Origin of the sequence: Pseudoalteromonas sp. 1_2015MBL_MicDiv, assembly GCF_002407505.1 — a bacterium.
In the GTDB taxonomy this organism is placed as follows: Bacteria; Pseudomonadota; Gammaproteobacteria; order Enterobacterales; family Alteromonadaceae; genus Pseudoalteromonas; species Pseudoalteromonas fuliginea.
Genome location: NZ_CP012737.1, coordinates 3,332,610 through 3,352,498, shown reverse-complemented (window position 1 = coordinate 3,352,498; position 19,889 = coordinate 3,332,610). Strand labels below are relative to the sequence as shown.

The following is a 19,889-nucleotide window of genomic DNA, read 5'->3' as shown; positions in this document are numbered from 1 at the left end:
ATTTATTGGTCTGTAGGGAAAATTTCAACGTGAGCTTGCTCGCGCATTTCTTGTTGCCAGTTAAAACTTTCTTCTTTAAATTTACGATTGAACAACATGCCATGAGCACGATTGCGTTTAGCAAGCTCTGTTTTATCAGCTACACGTTTACCAAGTAACTGAACAATATGCCAACCAAATCGAGTTCTGAATGGTTCACTAATTTCATCTTGTTTAAGAGAAAGTAAAGTATCTCTAAAAGCTGGAACGTAAGTTGTTGGATCAGTCCAATCGTATTCGCCACCTTTGAGAGCTGAACCTGGATCTTCAGAATATTCTTTAGCTAGTTCACCAAAATCAGCGGTACCAGCACGTAAGTCTTTTGCAAAACCAGCAAGCATATTTCGTGCTTTTTCTTCGCTTAAGATAATAGAGGGTTTGATTAGTATATGACGTGAGCGCACTTCAGTTGTTTCTACAACTTGTAGTCCACGAATTTCTTGTACTTTAATTATATGAAATCCAGCGCCAGAGCGAAGAGGGCCAATAATAGCACCACTTTTTTTGCCTTTAACTGCTTCTGCAAATAATGATGGCATTTCATTAATACCCATCCAGCCTAGTTGTCCGCCTTCAAGTGCTTTTGAACCGCTTGATGACGAAATGGCAATACGTTTAAATTCTTGATCATCATTTAATAGTTCTATTACTTTATCTGCTCGTGTTTTTGCTGCAGATATTTCATCAGCAGTCGCATCATTAGGAATATCGATAAGAATGTGCCCGATATTATACTCTTCAGAGTTTTGTCCCTGACTTTCCATAATTTTTAGCAAATTATCAACTTCTTGATCGCTAATATAAATTCGGCGATCTACATTGGCGCGTGTAACTTGTTGAGTGGTTATTTCTTTACGGATTTCTTCACGGTATGCTTGAAAACTCTCGCCAGAACCTTCAATGGTTTTACGTAGATCAGCAATTGTACCGCCTTGTTCTTTTGCCATATTTGCTAGCGTTTGGTCTAGCTGGCTATCAGATATTTGTAATCCCATACGTTCAGCCATTTGCATCATCAATGTTTGGCTAACTAAGCGTTCTATTGCTTGTACACGTAAGGTTTCATCTTTAGGAAGTTGCTGCCCTTGCTCTTCGGCTTGTTTTTTAACACGATTTACAATGGTGTCTACTTCACTATTTAAAATAACGCCTTGGTTTACAACGCCAATCACCTTGTCGATTTCTACAGGGGCTGCTAATGCACTTTGGCAAAGGCTGATACTTAAAACTGTTGATACTAATAATTTTTTTAAAGTCATGTTCTCTTTACTACTCTTGCTAATAGTACTGTTGTGATACTAGTTACTAAGAAAATACGGTCTACGATAGCCAAAAATACCTTGTTGTAATAGTTTTTGTGCATCATAGCGGCTTTTACTACCCAGTCCTTTTAATACAAAATTAAAACCAATACTTGAGTCAAAAGTTGCTTGTTCTTGTCCTATTGACTGATTTAAGTCAGTTTCGATTTGGCGATGACCAGTAATTTGGAATGCCCAACAGCATGATTCATACTGTAATCCGCTCAATATTTCGATACTTCTGTTATTTTCAAGATCTCGATGATAGCTTGCAATAAATTGCCATTCGTCACTAATGGGAATACTTGTAAATACACCCGCTTGCTCGATTGTATTTCCTGAGACATCATTTGCATAGCGATGGTTCAATTGTACTAGCTGATTATTATCACCTTTGTAATCAAGTGTTACATTTGACTGAACCATTTGTTTACCATCTGTATCGTATTGAATACCTCCAGCAAGGTACCAACGTCGATGCCAATGTAACATGGTTTGGGCTGCAAATAGTGCATTATAATTAGTGTCTGAGTTTAAGCCTTGCTCTGTTGGTTTAGCTGAGTCACTTAAATAAAATATTTGTCCAGCGCTAAAGTTAAACACTTCTTCTTGTTTTTTATCAAACAAACGCGTTGTTGCACCCAATGTAAATTGGTTTGCAGCGGCAATGCGGTCAACACCCGAAAATCGAGTGTCTCTAAATAAGCCATAGTAATCGTCTTGTAGCTTAGTTGTATCGAATAACCCAATATCAGATTGGTCTTTATTGGGGGTATATAAATACTGAACTTGAGGCTCCAAGGTTTGAATACCATCTTCAATAAAAGATGATGTATTACGTTCAAAATTTAGTTGAGAATATAAACGAACTTTAGGGATTGTACGCGATACGCTTTCGCTGTATTGCGTGCCATCTAAATCACCATGTTGTTTATAATTTGTTTGCAATAAACTTACTTCAGATAAAAACGACCATGCATGTTGTTTGTAATCAAAGCGAGCTTTAGGCTCTAAATGCACTCGCGTTGCTTGATCTATAATGGCTGAGTCGTTAGTAAAATGACTGATTTCGCCAGAAACTGTAAAATCAAAATTATCAATACGCCATGGGGCTGTTTGAGTAAAGTTGATTTGAGGTATAGCGGTATATGATTCTAAGTGATCACCGAGTACTTCAAAGTTTTGCACTTTAATATCTGTACGCCATGTCTCACCTAAGTGTGTTAGTGCGCCAGTTCGGTAAAGTTGGGTATCGGTTTTATTTGCATAGTTAGAATCAAGATCAGTAATGTAATTGTCATCACTTACGTTGGTAATATCTACATTAGCTCGCCAGCTCTCACCTAAATAACTTCTTTGTTGCCAATGAAACATATAACGTGAATCAAGAGTTGGCTCTGAATCGTCTTTATTTAAGTACTCTACACCGACCAAACCTTCATGTTGCTCAGTTAAGTACCGAAACTCTGTTTGCAGTTGCAAGCCTTTACGAGACATATAGCGCGGGGTAATAGTGGCATCAAAATTTGGCGCTATGTTCCAGTAATAAGGTGTAATTGTTTCAATACCATAGCGATCTGAGCTGGAAATATTAGGCTTTAGTAATCCTGATTTACGACGTTCATCGAGTGCAAATGTAAAATAAGGCAAATATAAAACAGGTGTATCAAGAATTCTTAGCACCGCATTGTGAGTTTCGCCCCAGCCTTCCTCGCGGGATAAATTAATTTCGTCTGCTTCTATTTCCCATACAGGGCTTTGACCGGGACAAGCAGTAAAGCTTGCATTCATGAGCACTAAGCCAGAATCATTCACGGTCAGCTTTTCTGCACCACCTTTACCTTGTTGATCGGTTAAACTGTAATCTGCACCAAGTAGGCTAATTTCTGAGTTGCTTAAATCGGCGTTTAGCCCTTTGCTGCTTATTTGGCTAATTGTGTCACGATAAGTAATTGGTCCGGTTGCATTTAATAAACCACGCTGTTTATCTATCAACGCAGTTTGTGCGGACAAACTCATATTAACGGTGTTAATATCAACATTGCCGGTAAATTCAGCACTTTGAGTGCCGAGGAGCTCTACATCATCAGCTTTAATATCAACAGTACCAAGCTCAAGGCCTGGAAGTGGTTGCCAAGCTCTGGTTTGCATTGAAATGCCACAAAGGTTGTGCGTCAGTTCAGTTTCGGCAAGCGATGGTGCGCTAACTACGCTTAGCATCAATATGCCCCAGGTTTTGCTCATTTATTGACCTTAATGCTTTGTGATTAAATATAATTTGCACATAATAAAGGAAAATAATGGCAAATACAGTAATTGACCTAATTAACTTAGTTAAAAATAGATATCTTATAAAATGACACGCTTTGATAATTTACAACAATTTATAAACACACACTTTAATACGCAGCCTACTTTGTTAAATGCGATAACAGGGGATGCTAGTTTCCGTCGCTATTACCGTTTAACGTGCAGTAATGAGCATTTTATTGTGATGGATTCAGAACCCCAAAAAGTAAATAACGCGCCTTATATATTACTTAATAAGATATTTACCGAGCAAGGCTTTTTACTTCCAAAAATAATTGCTAGCGACGAGCAGCAAGGCTTTTTTATACTAAGTGATTTAGGCAGTAAGCATTTGGCTGATATGCTAGATGATGAAAATCGTATTGAGTATTACAAAGCTTTAATTATTTTAAGTGCTCAATGGGCAAAAACACCACCCTCAGCTGTTATGCAAGCTTACAATAAAGACTTTATAAAACTTGAGCTCGATATATTTAGTCAGTGGTTAGTAAACGACTTTATAGATGAATCCCCAACTGCAGCGTATCAAGCTATGTGGCAAACAAGCTGTGAGTTACTCACTCAGGCTATGCTTGTGCAGCCTACAGTAACCGTGCACCGTGATTATCACAGTCGAAATATTATGAATAGTAATGGCCTGTGGGCGATTATAGATTATCAAGATGCGGTACGTGGTCCGCTTTGTTACGATTTAGTATCGCTGCTTCGTGATTGCTATTTTAAACTTCCGGCAAAAGAGCTAAAAAGCTTGCTTGATTTTGCTTATAGCGAGTTCACTGCTCAAAATTTAATGGTTAATACCTCATTTGATGAGTTTAAATATTGGTTTGATTTAACCGGTATTCAGCGCCACTTAAAAGCAGCTGGTATATTTTGTCGATTATATTTACGCGACGGAAAAACGGGTTATTTAGATAATATTTTACCCACACTTGATTATATTATTGAAGTGGCTGCTAATTATCCCGAGCTTAAAGCATTGAGTGATTGGACTAAACATACCATAGTGCCAAAAGTGACTGAAAAGTTAGCAAAGGAGCGCACATGAAAGCGTTGATTTTAGCCGCAGGACGCGGACAGAGGATGATGCCGCTAACACAGAATATGCCAAAGCCAATGTTAAAAGTAGCAGAAAAACCACTTATTGAGCATCATATAAATAACCTCAAAGCTGCCGGAATTACCGATATTGTAATAAACCTCGCTTGGCAAGGTGATAAAATAAAAGATTACTTTAACGATGGCAGTCAATTTGGGGTAAACATACTTTACAGTCAAGAAGTTGAAGGTGGTCTTGAAACTGCTGGCGGTATTATTCAGGCGCTACCTCTACTTGGAGAGTCTTTCATTGTAGTTAATGGCGATGTATATACCGATTATGATGTAAGTGCGCTAATGCAGCTGCATTTGCAAGCGGGTGAGGCGCATATTGTGCTAATACAAAACCCACCACATAATCCAGATGGTGATTTTGCATTAAGTCATTTATCGCCAGAGAGTCAAAAGTATACATTCTCAGGGATCAGTCGGTATCAGGCTGATTTTTTCAAAGGGTTAACGCAAGGGAGGCGTCCTTTAGGGCCTATTTTACGTGAAAAGCTAAGTAAGCATGTAATCTCTACTGAGCTTTATATTGGTCAGTGGGATGATATAGGTACACCCGATCGTTTAAATGACTTAAACAAACGCCTTGCGGCGCATTAACTAAATTTTTTAAAAAGGCAGCATTATAAATGTGGGGAAAAATACTCGGTTTTTGTTTTGGTTTTATGTTTGGCAAAATTTTTGGTGCCATTTTAGGTTTATACCTTGGCCATTTATTTGATAAAAGCTTAAAAAGTAACTTTGATAAAGCGGGTGGCTTTTCAAGCTTGTTTAACGATGCAGATGTAAACGAGCGCCAAGCTTTGTTCTTTTCGAGCTGTTTTGCCGTAATGGGGCATATTGCTAAATCGAATGGCAGAGTTAGCGAAGTGCATATAAAAGCCGCCAACTTGTTTATGGATGAAATGGGTTTAAAAGGCGAAGAGCGCCGCGAAGCACAGCAGGCTTTTCAGTCGGGTAAAGAGGGCGACTTCTCACTTAAAGAAACCGTGCACGACTTTAAAGAACGCTTTGCTAAGCGAAACGACTTGATGCAATTGTTTTTAGAGATACAAATTCAAATGGCATTCTCTGATGGGGTGTTAGCCGAACAAGAAAAACAATTGTTAGCAGAGGTAAGTAAGCAGTTAGGGATTTCGAAAACGCATTTTGCATTCGTATTAAAACGCTATCAAGCAGAATTTAACTTTAGAAAGCAACAACAGCGCTTTAATCAACAGCAACAAAGCCAAGGGCAAAGTAGCAGCTACCGTGAAGGCTCGGGTCATCATGTCCCACCCAATAATAATATGAATCGTACACAGGCATTGGCGTTATTAGGGCTTAATGATGGTGTGACTGAGCGTGAGATAAAAGTAGCGTACCGTAAACTTATGTCCCAACATCACCCAGATAAATTGGTATCGCAAGGTTTACCAAAACACATGATGGAGCTTGCAGTTAAAAAGAGCCAAGATATTCAAGCAGCTTATGAATATTTAAAAAAGGCGGCGTAAAAAGCCGTCTATTTCTTTTGTTAGACGTGCGTGTTGATCCGGTTGATCGCGCAGGCCAAATAGCTGGCGTTGGCGATAATCAAATTTAGCATTTCGGTTAACCCAGCGTTGGCGATTTTTAAGGCTCATTAAAATATCATTGCTGTCATTAGCATAGTAAATATCGAGTAAAGCTGGCGTAACAAGTGATGTTGTTTGGCTCAAATCTTTATTACGTTTAGTATTAGGTAAGTAACTGCTTAAACTTATAAATGCATCTACTCTCTGTTCTGGAAAGTCGGCATAGTACTCAAGTAATACGCCAGCACTGGTACCTTGTGCAATAACCACTACGTTACCTGGCTCTTGCATTGCAGTTTGGTATAGCGCATTAAAGCGAGCAATCAGATTTATTTTATAATTGTCGAGTACTTCATTAGTCACTTTTTCTAAAGCATTAACATAATGAGGTTCTGCATTTTTCTTCATATCTGCAGTCGCAGGCTCTGTGCTTGTAGCTGCATCAGGTGTCGTTGTTTCTGCAGACATTTCTGTTGATGAGTCTGGTATTTTGCTGGCTTGCCAGTCTATGTCGGGTACCGTCATTGCGTAAGTGGTATAGCCTAAGTTATTAAGTTCTTTTCGTAAAAAGCTCATGCCAGCATTGTTTGTTGGCACTGATTGCCAGTCGGGTATAAGTAATACAACACCTCTAAAGTCGGCGCTCATATATTCGCTGTATAAACTCAAAAACTCGGTTTCACCTGCAAGTATTGATTTTATTTCGTCATTTGGAAGCAAGCGTTCAATATCGTTGTTTTCAATACTTGATAATGTAGGAGGGGCAATATGCTCTGCAGCTGTTACCTGTATGCTTAAAAATAGCGTACACATTAGTAATACGTTAAGTATACTTTTTAAAAACTGCGCAGATACCATAAGAAGCTCAAATAATGAATACTAATTAGGTATCGGCGTACTACGGTAAAAGTTTAGCACTATGGCTTAATAATCATTAATGCAATGATTAAAACTCAGGTTCGGCTTCAAATGTAAGTACTTGCTCAGTTGTAGGGTGCTTCAACTTCAGCATTTGTGCGTGTAATTGTAAGCGAGGAGCTGCGGCAAGTGCGTCTTTATGGGCATAGAGCCTATCACCTAAAATAGGATGTCCTAAACTTAGCATATGCACACGTAACTGATGTGAGCGCCCAGTTATTGGCGTTAGCTCTACACGGGTAGCATCGGCTTCGCGCTCAAGTATTTTAAAGTGCGTAAGCGATGGCTTACCATTTTCGTGATCAACCATTTGTTTTGGGCGATTAGGCCAATCACAAATAAGCGGCAGATCCACGGTTCCCGTATCGACCTCAAGCTGCCCAAATACACGTGCAATATAACGCTTAGCTGTTTCGCGTTCTTGAAACTGCATACTTAAATGCCTGTGCGCTACTTTATTCATAGCAAGGCAAAGTATGCCCGATGTTGCCATATCTAAACGATGAACTATTTTAGCTGTTGGAAAAACACGATTAACACGGCTTATTAAACAATCGGCATGTTTAGGATCTTTACCCGGGACGGTTAATAACTCGCTTGGCTTATTAACGATGAGCAAATCGTCGTCTTGGAAAAGTATTGTTAAATACGGGCTCATTGGGGGATTATAGTTAACTAACACAGCCTGCCTTAATGATTTTTAAGGGCGCTATTTTAGTGGAGCGAGGCTGAAGGCTCAAGGGAAAAATTTATTGCGTGTTTTTTGTTCTGGTGTAAAATTACACCAACTATTGCAAGCAAGGTTTAATGTTATGGCTAGACAAAGTATTTCGCTTACTGAGCAAAATGATTTATGGCTGCGTAATCACGTTGAAAACGTGGGTGATTACGCAAATAAAAGTGAACTGGTAAACGACCTGATCAGGCGTGCTCGAAGAGCTGAGGTAATAAATAGTAAGCTTGCAAAGTCTGAGCAAAGTGGCTTTAGCACTCAATCTGCAGATGAAATGCTAGCAGAATTCAAATCAAGCACGAAGTAATGCGTACATACAAGCTTTCAAACGATGCTAAAGAAGATTTACGTCGCATTTACCAGTACGGCTGTGATGAATATTCACAACAGCAAGCAGATAATTATTTTTATGCTTTTTTTACTATGTTTGAAAAACTAGCAGCAAACCCTTATTTCTACCAATCAGTTGAGCATATACGTAAGGGTTATCGGCGAGCAGTCTGTGGTTCAGACAGTATTTATTACAGGGTTACCGAAGAAAATGTAGAAATTATGGCTATTTTGGGTGGACAAGATACACAAGAGTGGTTGTGAAAATTTAATCTGGATACCAAGCAAAGGAGGTTTCATGTATGGAAATATAGAGTTTTATTGCAGTCGATGTGGTGAATTAAATAGTCATGAGCCCGATTCTAATAATGACTTACCGCTTGCTATTGACGGGGAGGTTGAGCACCAATTAGAAATCCTTAATTGCACTAACTGTGACAATCCTTTTCAGGTGCATGTAAGTAAAGATCCTAACTCTTTAAATTTTGATTATCACCTAAATGATGGTTATAAGCTAGGAGAAGGAGAAAGTGAGTATCAAGCTGTATTTAAAAGTGCCGTATTTAACTTAGAGCAATTAACCTATCATCTTTTATCAGAAAACTATGTCAATAATACTTATTTTAATAGACTGTTTTATACTCAATGTATCATTACGTTGGAGACTTACTTTGGTGATGCATTAAGGTGCCATGTACTCAGTTCAGATGAGTATATAAAAAAGTTCATCCTTACTTCGGAAAAGCTTAAAAATGAGACGTACTCTCTTAAGCTTATTATTCAAAAACCTAATTTATTAGAAGATATAGTCACCGGTAGATTATCAGAAATTCTTTATCATAATCTCGGGGTAGTTAGTAAAATATATATGAATGTATTAGATATTGATCTTCAAAAGCTGATAGTAAATGAAAGGCGATATTTTGAGACTGCAATACTTATTAGGCATGATTGTGTTCATCGAAGTGGAAAGACAAAAGATGGAAAAGCTCATTATATTTCAAGGGATGATATCCAAAAGCTTGCAATCTCAGTCAGCCAATTGATTTTAAATTTACATGATGCAATGCAATATCTCGACGTGAACATAAGCGAAAATATTGGAGGTATTAGCTTCTAGTTAATATAGATTGTGAGTCTAATGACGGAATAGTTACTGTGTTTTAGATGTATTTTTATGAAAAAAAGTGCGATATAAATACCGCACTTCTATTTAACTTACGCTTATTAGCAGTCTTTTCTGAAACCTTAGTGCGAAACAACAATTAAGCGAATGGCATCAAGTTGTAACTGCGTTTTTTCAATATACGTAGTTAGGTCGTTGCGTTGCTTATCGTAAAACGTTATTTCTTCTTGTCGAATATTAGGGTTAATTTGCTTAAGGGCAACAAGTCGCTCTTGCTCTTCACTGAGTGATGTTTGCATTTTAACAAGCGACGCTGCGCGAATAACTTCAAGTTTTTCTTGTGCCATATCTTTAGCGGTTGTGATCATAGGGTGAACAGCGCTTTGCAGTGCTCCCGCAAGCTTACTTGCTGTTTGGCGGCCAACGGCTGATAGCTGCTGATTAAAGCCTTCAAATGCCACATTCTCACCTAAGTTATTACCTGCTTTATCGAGCAATATACGAATTGGTGTAGGTGGTAAAAAGCGACCAACTTGTAATACTTTTGGTGCCATTGCTTCTGCAACAAAAATAAGCTCAACAAAAAAGGTGCCAGGCGGTAATTTTTTGTTTTTAAGCAGTGCAACTGATGCGCTACCAAAGTCATCGTCACAAATCATATCCATGGTGCCTTGCACCATTGGGTGATCCCAACTAATAAAGTGTACGTCTTCTTGCGAAAGAGCTGTGTCGCGATCAAAGGTAACCGTCATGCCATCGTCTTTAAGCGATGGGAATGAGGCACTTAACATATGTTCCGTTGGCTTTAAGATAATGGTGTTTTCGCCTTTATCTTCTTGGCTAACACCAAATGTGTCGAACACGTTGATCATGTAGCTTGGCAACTCAAACTGGTTATCGAGTTTTTCAATATCAGCCACAAGCGAATCTGCAGCACCTTGACCCGATGAATGTAGTTCTAGTAAACGATCTCGTCCACTTTCCATTTTTTTACGCAGTACTGCATTTTGCTGTGCTACTTGCTCAAGTAATGGATCGAGTTCGTCTTCATCGCAGTTATGCGCAGAAATATATTCAAGTAGGTCGTCACGGAACTCTTTATAAAGCATTTGCCCCGTTGTTGATGTAGATTCGAATGCATCTAGGCCTTCGTTATACCAACGTAGCAGTACTTCTTGAGCGGTGTTTTCAAAATATGGCACATGAATGTTCACATCTTGCGTTTGACCTATACGGTCTAATCGACCGATACGTTGCTCGAGTAAATCTGGGTTCAGTGGTAAATCAAACAATACTAAGTGATGCGAGAACTGGAAGTTACGACCTTCTGAGCCAATTTCTGAACACAGTAATATTTGTGCATTATCGTACTCGTCTGCAAAAAATGCAGCAGCGCGGTCACGCTCAATAATCGACATACCTTCGTGGAATACCGACGCTTTAATTGCTTCGCGTTCACGCAGTATTTGCTCAAGGCTGATAGCTGTTTCAGCTTTAGCACATATAAGCAGTACTTTTTCGCGCTTAAGTGTTTTAAGGGTGTCGATTAACCAATCTACACGTGGATCGAATAAACCCCAGCTTGCGCTTTCTCCTTCAAACTCTTGGAATATTTTTTCAGGAAACAGAGCACGGTGTGCACTTAGTTCAGGGTTTTGAATGCCGCCCATGTTACCAAGAACCGACATAGCCGTTTTATACTGTTTTGGCAGTGCCATTGGGTAGGCGTGTAATTTACGGCTTGGGTAGCCGTCAATGCCGCTGCGGCTATTTCTGAATAATATACGACCTGTGCCATGGCGATCGAGCAGCATATTAAGTATTTCTTTACGCGCTGGTAAATCACCTTGCTGTGCTTTTGCAAGAATATCAGTAATGTCGGTTTCTTTTAATAGCTCAATTAGCGTGGCTTTGGCTGCGTCGTCCAGAGCTTGCTCTTGCAGTAATTGATTTGCAGCTTGCGCTACGTCTTTATAATTTGCTTCTTCTTCTTTAAACACGTCGTAGTCGTAAAAACGATCCGGATCGAGTAATTGTAAACGCGCAAAGTGACTGCTGTGACCAAGTTGATCAGGCGTTGCTGTAAGCAAAATAAGGCCCGGAATATCTTGGCTAAGCTCTGCCATACGTTGGTACTCTGAGCTTGGCTTGCCGTTATTGATACTTAGATGATGGGCTTCATCTATTACTAAAAGGTCCCAATCAGCAAGCGTTGCTTGTTCAAACCAGCGTTTTTTCTTGGTTAAAAACTCAAGGCTGGTAAGTACTAGTTGCTCTGTATCAAATACGTTTGGAGAATCTGCAAACGCTTCGTCGCAGCGCTCTTCATCAAAAATAGAAAAACGTAAGTTAAAGCGGCGTAGCATTTCTACTAACCATTGGTGCTGTAGATTTTCTGGTACAACAATAAGTACGCGGCTTGCACGGCCACTAATAATTTGTTGATGTAGTATCATGCCCGCTTCAATTGTTTTACCAAGGCCTACTTCATCTGATAAAAGTACGCGTGGGGCAAAACGTTTACCCACTTCTTGGGCAATATAAAGCTGGTGCGGAATAAGATTAGCACGCTGACCAATTAAGCCTTTAATAGGCGATTGCTCACGTTCAAATTTATGTAACCACGTTTGGTAGCGAAGTGTGTAGCGATCAAAACGATCTACTTGGCCTGCAAATAAACGATCTTGTGGTTTATTGAATTTAATAAAATGATCTAAAAAGGTTTCTTTAAGCTTGGCAGTTTCGCCATTATCAACACGGGTGCCGTGATAACAAAGTAACTCGCCTTGTACTTCAATAGACTCTACTTCTAATTCCCATTCTTCAACGCTTTTGATCACATCGCCAGGATTAAATGCCACACGGGTAACAGGTGCTTCTGCACTAGAATAAACACGGCTCTCACCACTGGCAGGAAATAATATGCTGACCTGACGGCCTTCAATGGCAACAACGGTGCCTAATCCTAAATCTGACTCTGTATCACTGATCCAACGCTGACCTAAGGAAAAATTCATGTATGTCTCGTCTATGATGAAAAAGGCGGCTATGTTACCTGTAAGCTAACACCACTGCAAGGCGCTATTTGGCTCACTTTTAATTAATTTTGTAAGTGTTAATTATTACTATTAAAGCAACTTGTTTATGGCTGCTTTTTTTATAAATTAAAACTAATTATGGTTTGTAATAAAACGGACTTTTATGACAAATAGACTAAACTTACATTATGCCTTGGCAATTAGGTATTGCAGGTTTAAGTTTTGCCCGTTTTACTTAGTTATTTTGGTATAGCATAAAAATCATAAAACGTAAGGAAAGTGCTATGGAAAAAGCTTCGAACCTTGAAAGTAAAATGTATGTGCTAGATACCAACGTACTACTTCACGAACCTCTCGCTTATTTGTCTTTTCAAGAACATGACGTTGTTATCCCAATGACGGTGCTTGAAGAGCTTGACCACATAAAAGACAGAAAACACGATGTAAGTCGTGATGCGCGCGTCGCTATTCGTGGATTAGATGAAGTACTTAAAAATGCAACGCCTGAACAAATGCTACAAGGCGTGGCGCTGCCGAGTAACAAAAAGGCAAAAGCGAGCTCTGCAGGTACCCTCATTATTGTAAACGATCATTTATTTGCCGACTCCATTTCTGGTTTACCAGGTAACGAAAACGACCATCGTATTATTAATTGCGCCGTGTACTTACAAAAGCAGCACAGTGATTCAAAAGTAATACTTGTTACAAAAGACATAAATATGCGCCTAAAAGCCAAAGGCGCCGGGCTTAAATATGTTGAGGATTACCGCACCGACCAACTTATTGACGATATAAGCCTGCTTACTAGTGGTTATAAAAAAATTGAAGGGGATGTTTGGGAGCATGTAGGGGAGTGTAATACTGAGCAGCATGGGCGCGATACGTTTCATCATGTGCCTAAAAACTTAATACCTGATGTATTTTGTAATGAATATTTACTTGATGGAGGGGATCAGTTTGCGGCGCGCGTTAAATCGTACGATGACGAGCACATAACGCTAAAAGATATTGGCGTTGAGCGTTTAATGCATCAACAAGCATGGGGTGTTAAACCTAAAAACATTTATCAAGGTATGGCGCTTGATGCACTGCTGGATACAAGTATTGAACTTGTTATTTTAACCGGCCCTGCGGGGTGTGGTAAAACCTTGTTAGCACTTGCCAGTGCCCTTGAAATGGTCATCGAAAAAGGTATTTACGATAAAGTAATAGTCACCCGTAATACCCCTGAAATAGCAGAGTCCATTGGTTTTTTACCCGGCACAGAAGAGGAGAAAATGGCGCCATGGCTTGCAGCCATTACCGATACGCTGGAGGTATTGCACAAAGGCGACGAAAATCCGATATCAAGCCGAAACTACATTATGGAAAAAGCCAATGTGCAGTTTAAATCGGTTAACTTTATGCGTGGGCGTAGCATTCAAAATGCGGTGGTAATTTTAGATGAGAGCCAAAATTTAACGGCATCTCAACTTAAAACGATTATTACTCGCTGCGGCGAAGGTACTAAATTAATTTGTACGGGTAACTTGGCGCAAATAGACAGTAACTACCTAACACCGGTGACTTCGGGCTTAACGTACATAGTAGAGCGTTTTAAAAACTTTGAGGGCAGTGCAACGATAAACCTTAACGGGGTTGTACGTAGTCGCTTAGCGTCATTCGCAGAAGAAAATTTATAACTTGCGCTTAACAAATTGGCTCGATAGTCTATCGATTGATTTTCGAGCCATAACACAGGCAGTACGTTGAATTTTTTACCTCTTAAACATTATTATCGTTCTTTATTTGTTGCGCTTTTGGTTCCATTAGTTGTAGCTCTTTTATTATGCTTACATTTATATAATATTAAACTTGAACGCATTGTTGAAAAGCGCGAAGCCGATTTTATCAATGTATCTGCACAAGTAAGTCATGGCATGCAAGCGGCAAGTGACTTGCTTACTACGATGTTTACATTGTACGAACTGCCTCCTTATAATCAATTAAATAGCACTCTTCTTGAAGGTATTAGCCAGTATGATGGTTACTACTATCGTCACTTTATAAACCAAGGCACTGAAATTGTTGGTAAAGGAGATTTTTCACTTTCTACTCGTGAGCTTTTACAGTGGCAGCAATTAGTCGCGTTAGGCCCTTCTTTTAATACGACGCTTTCGCTGATGCAGTCACTTTCAGCAGTCGCTTATGTGGATGAGCGTGGTATTGCATATGTGGCAAGGCGTAATAAAAGTAAAAGCTTTTTATTAACCGAAATTTTAGACGGGCAATTTAAACCCGAGTTTTCTCCAAATAACCTTTCATCAAGCCCAATAATTAATATAGATGGTAAAGCTTATTTTGCTATAGGCCGTCAGCGAGAACTTGGTTCAAGCGATTACATTATTTTAATTTACGATGTTCAGGCAATGTCTACTTGGCTAAAAAAAGTATCACCTAATCACGGTGAATATGTATTTATGAATCAGTTCCATCACATTATTGCCAGCTCAAAAAATCTAATTGACGAAGCCATCGATCTAAAAACCTATTGGCCAAACATCGCAGGTCCGGATAATAAACTGACGATATTAACCAGTAATACTAATTATTTTATGCAACCAATGGGCAATTTGCCTATTCATGCTGCATTTCACGAACCTAAATCAAATTTAGTAAACTCTATTCGTTACGAAGTATTATTAGAATTTATATTTTTAACACTATTTTTAAGCATTATGTTTGGTGTGTTTTTTTGGTTAAGCCAGCGTATTTTTATAAAACCGATGACGCATTTAATGCACTATTTAGAGCAAAATGATACACAACAAAATAAACAATTAGATTATCAAATTCCTCTTAATTGGCAGCCTTGGTTTTCGAAAGTAAAACGCGTATTTGCTAAAAATAAGCAGCTGGTGGAATCACTGCAAAATGCTAATAAAGATCTTGATGAGCAAGTGCAGCTGCAATCCGAAAAGCTAAAGCGTAGCTATGAAGCAAAAGAACGTCACCTAGCATTACTCAACACGATGCTTAACAGTGTGCCCGATTTAATTTATTTTAAAAATATTGATGGTTTGTTTTTAGGGTGTAATAAGGCATTTGAAGCGTATATAGGTAAAGAGCAAACAGCGTTAGTGGGTAAACGCATGGAGGAAATTAGCAATGATGATGAACAAATTAGCGTTTTAGAAAAGCAAGTTTTACAAAACCGTCACGATGTACAACAACGAATAGACACAGAGAATAAGTCCTATCAATTAACCATAGCTCCTTTTTATAATGAGCATCAACATTTGTTGGGTACAATGGGAATAGGACGAGATATAACTGAGCAGCAACAAACGTTGTACGCTTTAAAAGCTTCAGAATCTAAATTTAGAAGTGCGATTGAATTTGCTGCTAATAGCGTTGTGCTGCTGTCGCTTGAGCACACGATTGTACAAGTTAATAAAGCGACCAGAAAATTATTTATAGAACATCCTGTTTTAGTAGGAGAGCAGCTTAAAATGCTCTTTGACGACAGCCAATGGCAAGAAATAAAAATCACTTTAGCAAAGTTACTCGACGACAAGAAAAAGGTATACCATTTAACCTTAGCGCAAGGGAAATTAGCCAATTGGTTACAATTGAGTGTATCACTTGTGTGGGATGAAAAACGTGATCCTTCTTATTATGTTATTCATTTACAGGATGTAAGCGCACTAACTAAAGCTAAGCATGATGCTGAACGAGCAACCCTTGCTAAAAGCCGTTTTATTGCTAATTTAAGCCATGAAATACGCACTCCACTTAACGCGGTATTGGGCCTACTTGATATGTTAATAGATCAGGGGCTTACCCAAAAGCAACTACAACAAACAGGCCAGGCTAAACACGCTGCGCAAAGTTTATTATTGATGCTTAACCGAATGCTGGATTTTGCACGCGTAGAAAGTGCGCAAGCTGAACTTAAGTTAGCGCCATTTAATATTGTAGAGCTAATTGATATTTGCGATAGCTTAACGGCGCCGCTGTGTGAAAATAAAAATGTTGAGTTTATTATTGATGTAGACCCTTTAATTGCTCCTGTTTTTATATGCGATAGTATCCGCTTACAGCAAATTTTAGGTAATCTACTAACGAATGCGGTTAAGTTTACAAGCTCAGGCTCTATTGTACTAAAAATGGATTTAGTACAAAGCGTAAGTATTGAACAACAGCTTATCTGTTTTCGTGTGATAGATACTGGCTGCGGGATTGATAAAGCTGATCAAAGGCGTTTATTTGACGCTTTCACGCAAGGCGATGAATCATCAACAAGAATCCACCAAGGCGTTGGATTAGGACTCGCTATTGTTAAGCATGCGGTGTCACTAATGGGTGGTGAAATTGCATTAAATAGTGAGAAAGGTCATGGTTGTGAGTTTTATTTTAGTATTTTGTTACAGGTGGATACAACAAAAAGTAGCGTATTACCAGCAAATGCATTAGCCGTTATATCTGAGCAAAGCTATGAGCTACAACGTGTTGTGGGCGCTTTACCGGAGTTAATAAATATTGATCTAAAGGAAGCGTTAGAATATCCCATAAAGTTAACCGAAACTGAAAACTTAATTATAGATGCTGGTGATTTACCTAAATTACTAAGTGTGCAAGCAATCAACGATTCATTATCTTCAAAAGCAATTTCAGTGGTTATGATCAACCATCAACACACATTAAATTTGTCAACAAGTCAGCTGCTATCAGTTCAACATGTTAAAGCATCAGCACTTGCTCAACGCTTGCTTAATTTGGATGTTGCCTCGCAGCCTAATATAAACAGTGAAATAGTAGTAACGAATGAACAGGTGTATAAAAGGGGTATAGCGGGATTATTAGTGTTAGCAATTGATGACAACCAATTAAACTTAGACATTATTAGCAGTGTGTTGCATCAAGCTAAAGCTAATGTTGTTACAGCTATGAGTGCCGTTGAGGGAATAGAACTATTACGCGTTTTAAAGCCTGATTTAATTTTAATGGATGTACAAATGCCGCATATTGACGGCTGTCAAGCAACGGCTTTAATTCGCCAACAGTTTGACACTAAGCAATTACCTATTTTTGCATTAACCGCTCATTGCGAACCAGCTGATGTTGAGCGCTCATTAAAATGCGGTATGAATAAACACTTAACAAAGCCTGTAGTGGCTGACGTACTCATTGATGCAATTGCAGACTTAGGGCTCTCCAAACCTAGCTTTTTTGAAGAATCATTTGCATTAACGCAGTTCAGTTTTGATGAGGCATTACTCAAAACCATGATTGATAAGTTTGCTAATTTGTGCCAAACCCAGCTCACCCAAATAGAAGGAAGTACCAATAGAAATGATTTGGTACGCTTAGTGCATAGTATAAAAGGTGTGGCAGGCAATTTAGGCTTCAAGCGGTTATCACTTTGTGCACAACAATGTGAACATCAGTTTAAGACAACCAATGAGTCTGTTGAAATTTCGTTAAAAGAGCTTATTATGCAGCTAGAGCAGGTAATTGTTTTTATAAAAGGCTTGGGAGCAATGGATGTCGAAAAAAGCTAAGGTATTAATTGTTGACGACGATCCTCTTAACCGTTTAGTGCTCGAAAAAACACTCAAAGGTGAGCATGATGTGTTTTTAGTTGAAAGCGGTGAAAAAGCACTGACTTTTGTGAAAACAACACAGGTTGATTTGATCATTCTCGACGTTGTAATGCCGGGTATTGATGGCTACGAAGTACTTGTGCAATTAAAAGAAAACCCAATCACACAGTCTATCCCCATTATTTTCATATCAGCTAATCAAAGCCATGAAGATGAATCTAAAGGTTTAGAGCTGGGGGCTATGGATTATATAATTAAGCCATTTAGTGCTTCAATTGTTAGGGTGAGAGTACGTAATCAGTTACTCATTAAACAAAAAAATGACTTGCTTGAGATGTTAGCTTCAATTGATGGCCTAACAGAAATACCCAATAGACGTTATCTTGATGAAAATTTATCTCGAGAATGGCGCAGAAGTAAACGAGGTAGCACACCCCTGTCGGTATTACTGATGGATATAGATCACTTTAAACGTTATAACGATTGTTATGGGCATCGTGCCGGTGATGAGTGCTTAAAAAAAGTGGCGCAAGTACTTGTTGCTCAGTGTAAACGCGGTGGTGATTTTGTAGCACGTTATGGCGGGGAAGAATTTGCAGCCGTGTTACCTGGTGTTAATAAACACGAGGCTATTCAATTTGCTAACACATTACGAAATGCTGTAAACGCACTGAAGATAGAACATAAAGCGTCACTTAATGCTGAACATATAACTATTAGTATCGGAGTAGCAACGACTGAAAGTGGTAAAGTGTATGCTGAGCAAACACTTTTAGAAGAGGCTGACTTAGGTTTGTATGCAGCGAAAGATGCTGGGCGTAATCAAATTATTGCACGCTAATTGAGCTTTGATCTCCTAAGTGACCTGTATTGCGTATAATAAACTACTTTTACTTCTTATCTTATAACAACTAACACCAGCGTTTTGAGTGGATTTACAATAGGAAAAAGTTGGTTTGTATATGTCATACCAACTTGCATAAATCGTTGATCAATTTAACGAATTAAATTGCACTATAACGTCGTTAAAATTCTTTATTTAGAACAACTAGGGCGTGTTGACCTTTGTAGATTGAAATTTTTTCAATCTAGGGGCGATTAAATCGCGGCGCGAGGTTTGCAACCTAGTGGGCTCGGTAACTGCTCCTGCGTTACCATGTAAGAATAAGTAAAAACCGAGCAACAAAGAGTTAATTGTCCCTAGAAAGAACCCAAATGGCAGCGCATGTTTGGTCTTTATGCTCCGTTATCGCCTATTTATGGGGAATAACCACGCTACATAGGCTCTGCCTTGGCTAAAAACCAAACATACTGCTGAAAATTCACCCCATATATAAGCAGATTGGTATCACACTCCTATAAATAACCTAACCTAAGTTCCATCAATAAAAGCGCCAATAACAATGTAGTGACGCTTTTTTTTAATTATTTATCATTCCCAAAGCACTTTCGCCCATACCGACTAATTTGTCATTTTTAAATATCAGTGGAGTACATTCATCTTTCGTTGTTTTTCCGTCAGAATGAACGCTATGCGTTACGTAAAACAGTATTTGAAAAACATCATCACCTTTTTTTAATAATTCAGTGAAGTCAGGTGTTTTTAATTTAGTTAACACGGATTGATAGCTACTATCCATTGCAAGCTCTGAAATGGCTTCACGATTATTTTTATTCTTAGTTTCCCAACTAGATGAATTTTTACCAGCCCAATGTGTTTCTGTTTCGCCATCTGACACTGCAATAACACAGCCTGTTAAAAATGGAGCGATTAAAGCTGCAGCTAAAAGTGATTTTTTCATTTTTATTTACCTTAATAAAGTTTTTAATTTGTTATTAGCTGTATTAA

Annotated in this window: 15 protein-coding genes; 9 read left to right on the top strand and 6 right to left on the bottom strand. The window is 38.7% G+C overall.

The features are described from left to right. Positions 1 to 2: 2 nt before the first annotated feature. Both surA and lptD read right to left on the bottom strand, forming a co-directional pair. Positions 3 to 1,298 (bottom strand): peptidylprolyl isomerase SurA, encoded by a 1,296-nt coding sequence (surA, locus tag AOR04_RS15065; protein WP_007376551.1) that lies wholly within the window; start codon positions 1,296 to 1,298, stop codon positions 3 to 5. 39 nt (positions 1,299 to 1,337) lie between these two features. Next, a complete protein-coding gene (gene lptD, locus AOR04_RS15060) occupies positions 1,338 to 3,584 on the bottom strand; it encodes an LPS assembly protein LptD (RefSeq protein WP_096793794.1) in 2,247 nt (748 codons plus the stop codon). Between the two features lie 112 nt (positions 3,585 to 3,696). Here lptD and AOR04_RS15055 point away from each other — a divergent pair, with 112 nt between their 5' ends. The 3 genes from AOR04_RS15055 to djlA are packed head-to-tail and all read left to right on the top strand — an operon-like array spanning position 3,697 to position 6,250. Next, positions 3,697 to 4,698, top strand: coding sequence for an aminoglycoside phosphotransferase family protein (locus AOR04_RS15055; protein ID WP_096793793.1), 1,002 nt, complete (start codon positions 3,697 to 3,699; stop codon positions 4,696 to 4,698). Further along, complete coding sequence (gene murU, locus AOR04_RS15050; RefSeq protein ID WP_096793792.1) at positions 4,695 to 5,354, top strand: N-acetylmuramate alpha-1-phosphate uridylyltransferase MurU; 660 nt, start codon at positions 4,695 to 4,697, stop codon at positions 5,352 to 5,354. The genes AOR04_RS15055 and murU overlap by 4 nt, the downstream gene beginning before the upstream one ends. A gap of 29 nt (positions 5,355 to 5,383) precedes the next feature. Then, a complete protein-coding gene (gene djlA, locus AOR04_RS15045; protein ID WP_033028344.1) occupies positions 5,384 to 6,250 on the top strand; it encodes a co-chaperone DjlA in 867 nt (288 codons plus the stop codon). Here the strand turns inward: djlA and AOR04_RS15040 are convergent. Continuing rightward, positions 6,233 to 7,123 (bottom strand): DUF3530 family protein, encoded by an 891-nt coding sequence (locus tag AOR04_RS15040; protein WP_442960142.1) that lies wholly within the window; start codon positions 7,121 to 7,123, stop codon positions 6,233 to 6,235. The two genes, djlA and AOR04_RS15040, sit on opposite strands and share 18 nt — an antisense overlap. Positions 7,124 to 7,256: 133 nt before the next feature. Continuing rightward, positions 7,257 to 7,910: a bifunctional tRNA pseudouridine(32) synthase/23S rRNA pseudouridine(746) synthase RluA gene (gene rluA / locus AOR04_RS15035; RefSeq protein ID WP_096793790.1), complete on the bottom strand. Its 654-nt coding sequence runs from the start codon at positions 7,908 to 7,910 to the stop codon at positions 7,257 to 7,259. Between the two features lie 130 nt (positions 7,911 to 8,040). Between rluA and AOR04_RS15030 the strand changes: the two genes are divergently transcribed. Genes AOR04_RS15030 through AOR04_RS15020 form a run of 3 tightly spaced genes read left to right on the top strand, consistent with a single transcriptional unit; the run spans position 8,041 to position 9,411 of the window. After that, positions 8,041 to 8,268, top strand: a complete 228-nt coding sequence (locus AOR04_RS15030; protein WP_033038999.1) for a ribbon-helix-helix domain-containing protein — start codon at positions 8,041 to 8,043, stop codon at positions 8,266 to 8,268. Further along, the gene (locus tag AOR04_RS15025) at positions 8,268 to 8,555 is read left to right on the top strand and encodes a type II toxin-antitoxin system RelE/ParE family toxin (RefSeq protein WP_096793789.1); all 288 of its coding nucleotides are present in this window, start codon (positions 8,268 to 8,270) and stop codon (positions 8,553 to 8,555) included. Before AOR04_RS15030 ends, AOR04_RS15025 begins: the two co-directional genes overlap by 1 nt. 34 nt (positions 8,556 to 8,589) lie before the next feature. Further along, positions 8,590 to 9,411 (top strand): hypothetical protein, encoded by an 822-nt coding sequence (locus tag AOR04_RS15020; RefSeq protein ID WP_096793788.1) that lies wholly within the window; start codon positions 8,590 to 8,592, stop codon positions 9,409 to 9,411. 128 nt (positions 9,412 to 9,539) lie between these two features. Here the strand turns inward: AOR04_RS15020 and rapA are convergent, their stop codons facing one another. Then, entirely contained in the window at positions 9,540 to 12,434 is a 2,895-nt protein-coding gene (gene rapA / locus AOR04_RS15015; protein ID WP_033038953.1) for an RNA polymerase-associated protein RapA, read from the bottom strand. A gap of 305 nt (positions 12,435 to 12,739) precedes the next feature. Between rapA and AOR04_RS15010 the strand changes: the two genes are divergently transcribed. From AOR04_RS15010 to AOR04_RS15000, 3 genes are all read left to right on the top strand, one after another. Then, the gene (locus tag AOR04_RS15010) at positions 12,740 to 14,137 is read left to right on the top strand and encodes a PhoH family protein (RefSeq protein ID WP_033028338.1); all 1,398 of its coding nucleotides are present in this window, start codon (positions 12,740 to 12,742) and stop codon (positions 14,135 to 14,137) included. Between the two features lie 66 nt (positions 14,138 to 14,203). After that, the gene (locus AOR04_RS15005) at positions 14,204 to 17,998 is read left to right on the top strand and encodes a PAS domain-containing hybrid sensor histidine kinase/response regulator (RefSeq protein ID WP_096793787.1); all 3,795 of its coding nucleotides are present in this window, start codon (positions 14,204 to 14,206) and stop codon (positions 17,996 to 17,998) included. Then, positions 17,982 to 18,881, top strand: coding sequence for a diguanylate cyclase (locus tag AOR04_RS15000; RefSeq protein ID WP_007376541.1), 900 nt, complete (start codon positions 17,982 to 17,984; stop codon positions 18,879 to 18,881). The genes AOR04_RS15005 and AOR04_RS15000 overlap by 17 nt, the downstream gene beginning before the upstream one ends. A gap of 580 nt (positions 18,882 to 19,461) precedes the next feature. Here AOR04_RS15000 and AOR04_RS14995 read toward each other — a convergent pair. Further along, the gene (locus AOR04_RS14995; RefSeq protein WP_096793786.1) at positions 19,462 to 19,842 is read right to left on the bottom strand and encodes a DUF3192 domain-containing protein; all 381 of its coding nucleotides are present in this window, start codon (positions 19,840 to 19,842) and stop codon (positions 19,462 to 19,464) included. Positions 19,843 to 19,889: the final 47 nt, after the last annotated feature.